The following is an 11,488-nucleotide window of genomic DNA, read 5'->3' as shown; positions in this document are numbered from 1 at the left end:
ATTATAACTTTTCTGCAACCCAACCAATTTTATTTTATTGATTTTTAAAGTATTATTTTTTATCTTCTGTTAGCTTAAAAACCAAAGATTGCGAGATTGATAATATGATGCTGAACAAAAATGCTGTAAAAAACGAATTTACATGAAATCCGTCTACCAAATAGTCGCACAACATGATTATAATGGCGTTGATTACCAGCAAAAACAAACCCAATGTAAGCACAGTAATAGGAAATGAGAACAATTTTAGTAATGGTTTTACAAATACATTAAGCAACCCCAAAACAACAGCAACAATAAGAGAGTTTGTAATGCCATCTACTGTTACGCCTGTCATAAAATGCGAAATAAGCAACACCAACCCCGCAGTAATTATTAATCTTAGTATCATAATTTATTTTTTATTAAAAGTACAAATTATTTTAAAAACGCAATGGTCTCTTCAAAAAATTGAAAAGGATTTTCTGCATGAAGCCAATGTCCAACATTTGGAATAGTTGCCAACCGAGCGTTTGGAAAATGATGTTGAATATTTTGCCAATCTGTATCTAGTATATAGTTTGAATTCCCTCCTCGAATAAACAACGTAGGCTTATCAAAATGATTTTCGTTGGGCAATGCCTCTCCAATAGATTCTTTATTGTTATTAAAAACAGGTAAATTAAAGCGAAAACCTAACTGCTCTGGAGTTTTCCAATACACACTTTTCATTAAAAATTGTCGAGTACCAAAGTCTGGAATATAAGAAAGCAATATTTTTTCTACTTCCTGACGTGTTTTTACTTCATTAAAATTTACAGCATTCAACGCCGTAAAAATAGCTTGGTGATGCGGTGCATAATATTTTGGGGCAATATCGGCTACGACTAATTTTTCAACTTTGTCTGGATAGGTCGTTGCAAACAACATAGCCACTTTGCCACCCATAGAATGCCCTATTATAGAAATATTATTCAATTGGTAATGATTGCAATATGCTAACACATCATGACACATAACTTGATAGTTAAACTCATTTGAATGAAAGCTCTTGCCGTGATTGCGCAAATCTAAAAGATGCACTTGATAACCTTGCGCAGCGTATTTATCTGAAAACGATTTCCAATTATCACTCATTCCCAAAAAACCATGAATGATGAGCAAAGGATTACCTTCTCCTTCAATTCTTGAAAACAACAAATTACTCATTATTTTAACTTACTTAAATACATATTTACTGTGTTGTCTAATCCAAAATAGAGTGCTTCAGAAATTAATGCATGCCCTATTGACACTTCTAATAAATTAGGAATGTTCTCTTTGAAAAATTTAATGTTATCTAAACTCAAATCGTGCCCTGCATTAATACCCAACTCCAATTCAAATGCTTTTTCGGCTGCTTTTGTATAAGGCTCTATTGCTTTGTAGTTACCTAATTCAAATTGTTTTGCAAATGCTTCTGTATAAAGTTCTATTCTATCTGTTCCTGTGGCTTTGGCTCCTTCTACCATATCTAGTAGAGGATCTACAAAAATTGAAGTTCTTATTCCGTTTCGCTTAAATTCGCTTATCACTTCTGTTAAATAACTCTGGTTTGCAATTGTATCCCAACCTGCGCTAGAAGTAATCGCCCCTATTGCATCTGGCACTAGCGTAACCTGTGTGGGTTTGCACTCAAGAACCAAATCTATAAAATTGTGTTTTGGATTACCTTCTATATTAAACTCTGTATAAACTACGGGCTTTAAATCTCGGGCATCTTGGTAGCGAATATGTCTTTCGTCTGGACGTGGGTGTATGGTAATACCTTGCGCTCCAAATTTTTGAATATCTTGAGCTACTTGTAATAAATTGGGTACATTTCCGCCACGAGCATTACGCAAAGTGGCTATTTTATTAATATTTACACTAAGTTTTGTCATTTTAAAAAAAATATTTCAACAAAAATAGAGAAAAACAAGCACATACAAATGATTTGCATTATTTAGAAAAATATAGCTACAAACGTGAGTTTTTTTGTTACTTTGCATATTCAAAACAAAGCCATGCAACAAATACAAGAACTCATTACTAAAGATTACAAAGCGCTACATAGTGAAGAAACTATTGGCAGCGTGCAAGATTTTTTTCTGGAAGTGCCTTTTTCTCATTTTCCAGTACTTAATGATGACGGTGTTTACATTGGCTCTATTTCTGCCGATGATATTGAAACTTTTGATACCGAAAAAAAACTGCATGATTATCGGTATGTTTTGGAAGGTTTTTATGCTCGTGAAAAAATGATATGGCTTGATGTATTGGAAGTTTTTGCAAAAAATCACACCAATATTACTCCTGTTTTAGACCAAGATAACAACTATCTCGGATATTATGAACTAGAAGATGTAGTAAAAATATTTCACGAAACTCCATTTTTAAAAGAGCAAGGCGCTATTATTGTGGTTAAAAAACCTATTGTAGATTATTCATTGAGTCAAATAGCACAAATTGTAGAAAGCAATAACGGAAAATTGCTAGGCATTTTTATTTCAGATGCTGATGCTACAGATGTTCAAATTACAATAAAAATAGCCTTAGGAGGCGTGAATGATATTGTTCAAACTTTTCGTAGATACAACTACGAAATTGTTTCTGAACATCACGAAGACAGTTATTTGGACAACCTAAAAGAACGATCGGCTTATTTGGATAAATACTTAAACATATAAGACCTATTTTATAAAAAACACTTCTATAAAAGTTGTAAAAAACATTAAAAATGAAAGTAGCAATTTTCGGACAATATTATCAAAACGACACACGTCCAATTATACGAGACATTTTTGAATTTTTCTTGAACAAAAAAATAGAACTCATTATAGAAGAACATTTTTTAGATATATTGTATGAGCAAAATTTGGTAGAAAATAAATACCAAACATTCAAAAGCTATGCGTGCATTAAAAATTCGGTAGATTTACTCATCAGTATTGGAGGCGACGGAACGATATTGAGATCTATTACCTATGTGCGCGATAGCGGTATTCCAATTTTGGGTATTAATGCTGGGCGATTGGGCTTTTTAGCAAAAGTTCAAAAAGAAGATATTGCTTCATTTTTGGAAAAAATTATTCAAAAAAAATATACCTTATCCAAAAGAACTTTGTTGTGTGTAGAAACAAATGACAATTCTATTGACACTGAATTTAATTTTGCTTTAAATGAAATTACTGTAAATAGAAAAGACACTACCTCTATGATTACAGTAGAAACACATTTAAACGGAGAATACCTTACATCTTATTGGGCAGACGGTTTAATAATATCAACCCCAACAGGCTCTACTGGTTATTCACTAAGTTGTGGCGGGCCTGTACTCACTCCAGAAGTAGAAAGTTTTGTAATTACTCCTATCGCTCCGCACAATTTAAACGCCAGACCCCTAGTAATACCAAACAATACTGTAATAAAACTTAAGGTATCGGGTAGAGAAGAACAGTTTTTAACCTCTTTAGATTCTAGAATTACGGCTGTAAAAAATGAAGTTGAACTTACTATCAAAAAAAATCATTTCGATATTAATATGATAGAGATAGCTCATGAAACTTTTCTATCTACACTTCGCAACAAACTTTTATGGGGCGAAGATAAGAGAAACTAATCAAGGCCATACTATACAGCATTTTTTAGCGTTACATACATGAATTTAATTTACATATTGTTTCATGTGTTTGGTATTATAATAGTAAATATGAGTATAGGTATTATAATCGTATGTATTATTGTTATATTTGCACGCTATTTTTTATTTTAATGAAAAAATATCTTTTGGTAATTATTGCTTTATGTACTTCTTTGGCTTATGCACAAATTAATGAAATTGGTGTGTTTGCTGGAGGAAGCAATTATGTTGGTGATATTGGTAACACTCAATACATTCATCCAAACGATTATGCCTTAGGACTACTGTACCGCTGGAACAAATCGCCTAGACACGCCTACAGGTTTAGCATTACCACTTCTCAGCTCAAAGCAAAAGATAGCGATTCTCCCAATTTTGCAAGGCAAGAACGCAATGTAAGCTTCAATACAAATTTAACAGAACTTTCTGCCGGAATGGAATTCAACTTTCTTGATTTCAACTTACACGAACTTACTACCAAAGTAACACCATACGTTTATTCTGGATTATCATATTCGTTTTACAAAGCCTCTTACTTTGATAGCTACAAAAAACAGCATTTTTTGGGCACTCAAAGAACACTAGCTATCCCAATAGTATTGGGAATCAAAACCACATTAACACCAAAAATGGTATTAGGCTTTGAAGTAGGCGCTCGATATTCTTTTGCAGACGATATAGATGGTAGCAATCCTGTAAAACAAGAATATTCTAAATTTCGTTTTGGCAATTTAAACAGCAACGATTGGTATGTATTTTCAGGATTTGTACTTACCTATACTTTTGGAGAAAAACCTTGTTATTGTACCGATTAAAACATGAGCAATTTAAACCATATAGCATTGAACAATTTACCCAACCATATTGCAATAATTATGGATGGCAACGGAAGATGGGCAAAAAAGAAGGGTTTTCTTCGGGCTTTTGGACATGAAAACGGAACAAAATCGGTACGAACTACTGTAGAAGCTTGTGCAAAATTGGGTGTTAAAAATCTCACATTATACGCATTTTCTACAGAAAACTGGAACCGCCCAAAACTAGAAGTAGAAACCTTAATGAAACTTTTAGTTTCTTCATTAAGAAATGAATTGCCTACTCTACAAAAAAACAACATTCGTTTAAATTCTATTGGTAATCTAAGCTTATTGCCTTCAAGCATACAAAAAGAGCTTGAAGATGTAATAAGCAAAACCAAAAACAACACACACATGACGCTTACTCTAGCTTTAAGTTATGGTTCTAGAGAAGAATTATTAAATGTTGTTAAAAAAATAAGTGATAAAGTTAAAAATAATATAATTTCAACAGATGCTATTGATGAATCAATTATAAATCAGCATCTTTACACCCACGATTTACCCGATGTAGATTTACTTATTCGCACCAGTGGAGAACACAGAATAAGTAACTTTTTGCTTTGGCAAATAGCCTATGCAGAATTTTATTTTACAGAAGTATTGTGGCCCGATTTTACAGAAGAAAATTTATATGAAGCCATTATTAGCTATCAAAAAAGAGAAAGAAGATTTGGAAAAACAAGCGAACAAATTGACACAAAAAGCACAAAATAATTTTACCAAAATTACACTGTTTTTGGTTTTTTTATGCAGTTATATCACTCATGCTCAAACCAATCCCGATTTTGAGCAAGGAAAAAAATATTTTCTCAAAAAAGTCAATGTTACAGGTAAAGTAAGTTATAACGAACAAACCGTTGTTACTTTTGCTGGACTAGAAAAAGGTCAAGAAATCACAATTCCTGGTGAAGAAATAAGCAATGCTATTAAAAAACTCGGAAAATTAGGTTTGTTTAGCAACATTGATTTTTATGTAAACACTGTAGAAGGCGATAGTATTTCATTAGATTTAGACATATTTGAACTTCCAAAATTAAACGAGGTAAAAATTACAGGAGTAAGAAAAGGAAAAATCGATGAACTTGTTAAAGAAAACGCGCTTACAAAAGGTAAAATAGTTAATGAAAACCTGATTACTACTACCAAAAATTATTTGGAAAACAAATACAAAAAAGACGGTTACTTTAATACAAAAGTAGTTGTAAGAACCATTCCCGATAGCACTGACAACAGTGTAAACATGCTGGTAAACATAGACAAAGGCAGTAAAATGAAAATTGCTAAAATTAACTTTGATGGCAATGAAAAACTTACAGACAAGCAATTAAGAAAAGCTATGAAAAACACAAAAAGGCAAAACCCTATTCGTGTTTTTAAAGCTTCAAAATATGTAAAAAGCAAATATAAAGAAGACTTAAACACCATTGTAGACAAATACAAAGAAAAAGGATTTAGAGATGCTCGCGTGATTACCGATTCTGTTTGGATAGACAAAAAGAAAAACAAAATAGCTATAAATGTTAAAGTAGAAGAAGGAAAAAAATACTATTTTGGAAACATTAAATTCTTAGGAAACTCTGTTTATTCAGATCAATTATTAGGTCAAATTTTAGACATCAAAAAAGGAGATGTATATAACGGTGTATTGTTGGATAAAAAAATAGCCGATAAAACCAAGCCAGATAGTGAAGATTTAACCAATTTATACCAAAACAACGGATACCTATTCTCAACTATTAATGCTGTAGAAACCAAAACCGAAAATGAATCTATCGATTTTGAAATACGCATTATAGAAGGGCCTGTTGCTTATTTCAACAAAATCTCTGTAGTTGGAAACGACAAAACCAACGATAAAGTTATTTATAGAGAATTACTCACACGCCCTGGTGAAAAATACAGTAAAGAAGACTTGGTACGTACTGTACGAGAAATTGGACAACTTGGATTTTTTGATCCAGAGTCTATAGATCCGAAATTTAAAAACGTAGATCCAACCGCTGGTACAGTAGACATAGAATACCATTTGGTAGAAAAAGGAGCAAGCCAAATTGAACTTCAAGGAGGTTATGGCGGTGGAGGTTTTATTGGAACTCTAGGACTTTCTTTTAATAACTTTTCAATTGGAAATATATTTAAAAAAGAGGCCTACAAACCATTACCAATGGGTGACGGTCAAAAATTATCATTAAGAGCTCAAGCGGCGTCTTATTTTAAAACATTTAGTTTTTCTTTTTCAGAACCATGGTTTGGAGGTAAAAAACCAGTAAGTTTAAACGGTTCTATATCATACAGCAAGCAATATTTATATACAGGATATTCTTCAAGCATCGACAAATCGAAAAGTTTCAATATTATTGCATTATCATTAGGAACATCAAAAAGACTTACAGTTCCCGATAGAGATTTTTATTTCAGTAATGGTATTAGTTTTCAATACTATAATCTACAAAATTATTATTCTGGTTTGTTTACATTTGGAAATGGTAGCTCAAGAAACTTATCATTTAACTTAGGATTAACAAGAAACAACAAAGGTATAAACCCTATTTACCCTACACAAGGAGCAGAATTTAGCATTTCTACTAAATTTTCATTGCCTTATTCGTTATTTAATAAAATAGACTATGCCAATTTGGGTAACGAAAAAGAATACAAAAAAACACAAGCAGCAGACGCTTGGGGTATAGACGGTAATTACATACAAGCTGGCGATTTTATCAAACTTACAACTATAGTAGATGGCAACACAACCAAAACAGGATATGTAAAAGTAGATGATTATACCCAAGCAGATACCGATCAAGGAAAAGTAGACCAAAAAAGATTTAATTGGCTTGAATATTACAAAGTTAAAGGAAAATTTGATGCTTATACCAAATTAATGGGTTCTCAACAACATGCTTTAGTATTACGTACTTTGGGCGAATTTGGCTATTTGGGTGCTTATAATTCTGATAGAGGTGTTATTCCGTTTGAAAGATATTATTTGGGCGGAGACGGACTCGCAAACTATTCATTAGACGGTAGAGAAGTAATACAACTAAGAGGTTACAGCAACCAATCATTAACGCCACTAGATGCCGATGGAGTACAAAGAGGTAATGGAGCGGCGCTATATAATAAATTTACTATGGAATTGCGATATCCTATTACACTAAAACAAGCGGCTTCTATTTATGCTCTTGGATTTTTAGAAGGTGGTGCTTCATATAGAAATTTTAAAGCTTACAATCCTTTTGCATTACAACGTTCTGCTGGATTTGGAATTCGTATATTTATGCCTGCTTTTGGACTCTTAGGTATCGACTTTGCACATGGTTTCGATCCAGTTCCAGGAGACACTGTAAAAAGTGGTTGGCAAACACATTTTATTATCGGACAACAATTTTAGTATATTTGTTTCCGTTATAAGTAAAAATAACATAGTATGAAAAAATATAGTTTACTCATTCTTTGCTCCCTATCGCTTTCTTTTTTTAACATCCATGCTCAAAAAGGCGCCCGAATTGGTTATATAGATATGGAATATATCTTAGAAAAAATGCCTGCTTTTGCCGAAGCAAACAACCAATTAGAGCAAAAAGCACAAAAATGGAAGCAGGAGATGGAAGAAAAAAGGAATGAAATAACCAAACTAAAAGAATCTCTTAAAACAGAAAAAGTATTACTTACCAAAGAATTGATACAAGAAAGAGAAGAAGAAATTGCTTTTCATGAAAAAGAACTTTCAGACTATCAACAAAAACGCTTTGGGCCAAATGGCGATTTAATATCTCAAAAAGCTGTACTTATAAAACCCATTCAAGATCAAGTTTTTAATGCGGTACAAGACATAGCCGAAGCTAAAAACTACGACTATATTTTTGACAAATCATCTGATTTAACCATGCTTTTTGCTAAGAAAAATTTAGATATTTCCGATAAAGTGGTTACTGTTTTACTACGAGCAGAAAGAAAAGAAAAACTTACCAAAAAACAACTTGCAGACGAAGCAGAAAAAGAACGAAAAGAAGAAGCTGCTTCAGAAAATCCGCAACTTGCCGAACGTCAGAAAAAACTAGAAGAGAAAAAAGAGCAAGCTCAAAAACTAGCCGAAGAAAGAAAATTAGCCAACGAAGCTAAAAAGAAAGAATTCGAAGAAAAAAGAGCAAAATTATTAGAAGAAAAAGCCGCGAAAAAAAATGGCACAGTTTCTGCTACTTCAAAAACAGAAACACCAAATACTGTTGCCAATGAAGATAAAAAACAAAATCAAGAACTAAAAAAACAAGAGCTTGAAGATAAAAAAGCAGCTCAACAAGAAGCTCGTCAAAAATTAATAGACGAAAGAAAACAAAAACTTGAAGAGCAGAAAAAAGCACTTGAAGATAAAAAGAAAAAAATTCTTGAAGATCGTGAAGCAGCAAAAAAAGCCCGTGAAGAAGAATTAAAAAACAAAACCGAACAGAAAAAACCTTAAAACAATAATTTTAAAAATCAAAGTAAGAATGAAACAATTAAAAACTTTAGTATTTGCTATCGTAGCATTTTTAGGATTTCAAACAGCAAATGCTCAGGCAAAAGTTGCGCATGTAGATGTAAACGAATTAATGGGTAAAATGCCTGCAATAATTGAAGCTCAAAAACAATTACAAACGCTTAGTGATACCTATAGTGCCGAATACAAAAAAATGATTGATGAATATCAAGCAAAAATAAAAAAATACGATGCTGAGGCTGCTACTGTAACTGATGCTGTAAACCAAACTCGCCAACAAGAAGTACAAGATATGGCTAAAAGAATTGGTGATTATCAAGAAAACGCTCAAAAAGATTTACAGAAAAAAGAAAGTGATTTAATGAAACCACTTACCGAAAAAATAAAAGCTTCAATACAAAAAGTAGGAAAAGCAAAAGGTTTTCAATATGTAATTGATATTAATACAGCTTTACTTGCAGACGGGCCAGACCTTACTGCCGACGTAAAAAAAGATTTAGGGTTTTAATAAAAAACCTTTAAAAACTGCTCAAAAAATTGAGCAGTTTTTTTTTACATTTGTTTTATGGCAAACAACAACCCAATAGGATTATTCGACTCTGGCATAGGAGGCACTTCAATATGGAAAGAAGTTCATAAACTAATGCCTTATGAAAACACAATCTATCTAGCCGACAGCAAAAATGCACCTTACGGAAACAAATCCAAAGAAGAAATTCTATCCCTAAGTTGTAAAAACACAGAATACCTACTCAACCAAAATTGTAAACTTATTATAGTAGCTTGCAACACCGCTACTACCAATGCCATAAAAGAACTTCGCGCAAAATACAAAGTCCCATTTATTGGTATAGAACCCGCTATAAAACCCGCAGCACTACACTCAAAAACTCAAAAAATAGGAATTCTAGCAACCAAAGGAACGCTAAACAGCGAATTATTCCATAAAAACCTAGAAAAATACCAAGACATCCAAATTATAGAACAAATAGGATATAACCTCGTAGAACGCATAGAAAACGGCTTTATTGACGACAACGAAATGTTTAAACTACTACAAATGTATGTACAACCCATGATCCAAAAAAACATAGACTATTTGGTACTCGGGTGTACACATTACCCATACCTTATCCCGCAACTTCAAAAAATTGTCCCAGCACACATCAAAATAATCGATTCAGGCGAAGCTGTAGCCAAACAAACGCTTCATGTGTTAGAGCAACAAAACCTTTTAAAACGCAACCAAACAGCGCCAACCCTACAATTTATTACCAACGGAAACCCTACAATAATTTCAAATATATTGCAAAACCAATACACTGTAACTTTCAAAGATTTTTAGTAGCGCATACTACAATGCAATTGCTATACGTAATTCCTGCCCTTACTATTAGTCCCGTTGCTCACGCACGGGAGCTAGCCGTTCGGTCAGGGCTAGTAAGCAAACCATAAAAACCCTATCTTTGCAAAAACATCAGCACTCATGCAAAAACCAAACAACAATAAAAACAAGAATACTTTTTCTTCAAAAAAAGAAACTAATTATTCAGGAAAACCAAAATCCGCATCAAAACCATTTCAATCAAAACCCAAACCAAAAAGTAATCTTCCAAAAAACACCGACGAAATAAGGCTTAACAAATACATTTCAAATTCTGGTGTATGTTCGCGTCGTGAAGCAGATATATACATTCAATCGGGCAACGTAAAAGTAAATGGCGAAGTCGTTACCGAAATGGGCTACAAAGTAAAACCAGGAGACGTAGTAAACTTTGACGGCTCTACACTTACACCCGAAAGCAAGATTTATATTTTACTCAATAAACCTAAAAACTTTACCACATCGAGAGAAGAAGCCGAAAAATCTGTATTCGATTTAGTAAAAAATGCCACCAATGCAAACTTACAAAGCATTGGTAGAATGGATAAAAACACCACAGGCTTATTACTCCTTACAAACGATAATGATATGGTAGTAAAATTTAACGCTCCAAATCAAAAATCGACCAAAATATACCAAGTATCTCTTGACAAAAATTTAAAATTTGAAGATTTAGAAAAAATTTCTGGAGGTGTTACCCTCGATGAACACCGCCTATTTGTAGACGAAATTACCTATATAGAAAACCAACCAAAAACCGAAATTGGCTTAAAACTTCGAACTGCCAATGTAAAAGTAGTGCGCTCTATATTTGAAAAATTTGGATACGATGTACTCAAAGTAGATAGGGTTTCTTTTGCTGGGCTTACCAAAAAGAACCTTCCTAGAGGAAACTGGCGTTTATTAACCGAGCAAGAAGTGATAAATTTAAAAAACATATAAAACAAAAAAGAGCAACAAATTGTTGCTCTTTTTGTTTTATATAAATTTTTCTGTTGCCGTTAATTATTTGCTGGACAATTACAATCGTATTTATCAGGAGAGCAAAACAAATTAAACCCAAGCGTTATTTGATGAAACCCACCGTTGTCAAATTTCACATTTCCTAATAAATGAGAATACGT

General features: G+C 32.8%; 12 protein-coding genes and 1 pseudogene. 9 read left to right on the top strand and 4 right to left on the bottom strand.

Translation table 11 applies throughout. The annotated features are described in order from the left end of the window. Positions 1-52 precede the first annotated feature (52 nt). The 3 genes from Q361_RS08415 to Q361_RS08405 are packed head-to-tail and all read right to left on the bottom strand — an operon-like array spanning position 53 to position 1,901. The gene (locus tag Q361_RS08415; RefSeq protein ID WP_103726285.1) at positions 53-391 is read right to left on the bottom strand and encodes a phage holin family protein; all 339 of its coding nucleotides are present in this window, start codon (positions 389-391) and stop codon (positions 53-55) included. Between the two features lie 26 nt (positions 392-417). Then, complete coding sequence (locus Q361_RS08410) at positions 418-1,188, bottom strand: alpha/beta fold hydrolase (RefSeq protein ID WP_169929284.1); 771 nt, start codon at positions 1,186-1,188, stop codon at positions 418-420. Continuing rightward, positions 1,188-1,901 carry a pyridoxine 5'-phosphate synthase gene (locus tag Q361_RS08405; RefSeq protein WP_103726284.1) on the bottom strand — a complete coding sequence of 238 codons (714 nt, stop codon included), beginning with the start codon at positions 1,899-1,901 and terminating at the stop codon, positions 1,188-1,190. Before Q361_RS08405 ends, Q361_RS08410 begins: the two co-directional genes overlap by 1 nt. A gap of 123 nt (positions 1,902-2,024) precedes the next feature. On the opposite strand from Q361_RS08405, the gene Q361_RS08400 reads away from it, so the two are divergent. The 9 genes from Q361_RS08400 (at position 2,025) to Q361_RS08360 (ending at position 11,306) form a co-directional block, all read left to right on the top strand. Further along, a complete protein-coding gene (locus tag Q361_RS08400; RefSeq protein ID WP_103726387.1) occupies positions 2,025-2,687 on the top strand; it encodes a CBS domain-containing protein in 663 nt (220 codons plus the stop codon). A gap of 50 nt (positions 2,688-2,737) precedes the next feature. Then, positions 2,738-3,619, top strand: a complete 882-nt coding sequence (locus Q361_RS08395) for an NAD kinase (RefSeq protein WP_103726283.1) — start codon at positions 2,738-2,740, stop codon at positions 3,617-3,619. 152 nt (positions 3,620-3,771) lie between these two features. After that, positions 3,772-4,455 carry a type IX secretion system protein PorG gene (porG, locus tag Q361_RS08390; protein ID WP_103726282.1) on the top strand — a complete coding sequence of 228 codons (684 nt, stop codon included), beginning with the start codon at positions 3,772-3,774 and terminating at the stop codon, positions 4,453-4,455. 3 nt (positions 4,456-4,458) lie between these two features. After that, the gene (locus tag Q361_RS08385; protein WP_103726281.1) at positions 4,459-5,214 is read left to right on the top strand and encodes an isoprenyl transferase; all 756 of its coding nucleotides are present in this window, start codon (positions 4,459-4,461) and stop codon (positions 5,212-5,214) included. Then, on the top strand, positions 5,132-7,894 hold the full coding sequence (locus Q361_RS08380) for a BamA/OMP85 family outer membrane protein (protein ID WP_103726280.1): 2,763 nt from the start codon (positions 5,132-5,134) through the stop codon (positions 7,892-7,894). Before Q361_RS08385 ends, Q361_RS08380 begins: the two co-directional genes overlap by 83 nt. A 36-nt stretch (positions 7,895-7,930) precedes the next feature. After that, positions 7,931-8,962: an OmpH family outer membrane protein gene (locus tag Q361_RS08375; protein ID WP_103726279.1), complete on the top strand. Its 1,032-nt coding sequence runs from the start codon at positions 7,931-7,933 to the stop codon at positions 8,960-8,962. Positions 8,963-8,990: 28 nt separating this feature from the next. Continuing rightward, the gene (locus Q361_RS08370) at positions 8,991-9,488 is read left to right on the top strand and encodes an OmpH family outer membrane protein (protein WP_103726278.1); all 498 of its coding nucleotides are present in this window, start codon (positions 8,991-8,993) and stop codon (positions 9,486-9,488) included. Between the two features lie 57 nt (positions 9,489-9,545). Further along, positions 9,546-10,325 (top strand): glutamate racemase, encoded by a 780-nt coding sequence (gene murI / locus Q361_RS08365; RefSeq protein WP_103726277.1) that lies wholly within the window; start codon positions 9,546-9,548, stop codon positions 10,323-10,325. A 141-nt stretch (positions 10,326-10,466) separates the two neighbouring features. After that, entirely contained in the window at positions 10,467-11,306 is an 840-nt protein-coding gene (locus tag Q361_RS08360) for a pseudouridine synthase (protein WP_103726276.1), read from the top strand. Positions 11,307-11,365: 59 nt separating this feature from the next. Here Q361_RS08360 and Q361_RS14035 read toward each other — a convergent pair. Continuing rightward, positions 11,366-11,488: pseudogene (locus Q361_RS14035) on the bottom strand (PorP/SprF family type IX secretion system membrane protein); the annotation flags it as partial.

The sequence above is a fragment of the Flavobacterium croceum DSM 17960 genome (genome assembly GCF_002917885.1).
In the GTDB taxonomy this organism is placed as follows: domain Bacteria; phylum Bacteroidota; class Bacteroidia; order Flavobacteriales; family Flavobacteriaceae; genus Flavobacterium; species Flavobacterium croceum.
Note: the sequence above shows the minus strand (reverse complement) of the source record. Positions and strands in the feature narration are given on the sequence as shown.